The organism is Rhizobium herbae (assembly GCF_019511375.1).
In the GTDB taxonomy this organism is placed as follows: domain Bacteria; phylum Pseudomonadota; class Alphaproteobacteria; order Rhizobiales; family Rhizobiaceae; genus Pararhizobium; species Pararhizobium herbae_A.
On the sequence record NZ_JAEUAO010000019.1, the window covers coordinates 1 to 389 of the forward strand.

Genomic DNA, 389 nt, shown 5'->3' on the forward strand with positions numbered 1-389 from the left:
TCATCAGCTTGGCCTGGCCGCCGCCGAACAGCGTCGGGAACAGCTCGCCAAAGTGATAGTTGACCTGGTCGAACGTGCCTTGCAACAGCGCGCGCGTTTCCTGGTCGATCTTGCGGATGGCGTCTTCCAGCGTGGTGATGGCGTCGGTCAAATCGGCCGATTGTGCATCCAGGAAGCCCTTGCGCTCCCGCGCTGCCGCCAGTTCGTCGAGCGCGGCCATGTTGACCGGCCCGAGCGCGTTGATGGCGTTGTTGATGCGCGTGACTTCGCCTTGCAAGTAGGACGGTTTCAGATCGCCGGTCAGACGTTCGGCTAACGCTGCTTCGTCCACATTGGCAGCGGTGAGCTGCTCGGTGAACTGCTCCTGGTTCAGGCGCGCGGCCTGTTCC

The 389-nt window shown here is 63.0% G+C and carries 1 pseudogene; it reads right to left on the reverse strand.

What is annotated here, in order from left to right:
• A pseudogene (locus JNB71_RS24270) lies at positions 1-389 on the reverse strand (hypothetical protein); the annotation flags it as partial.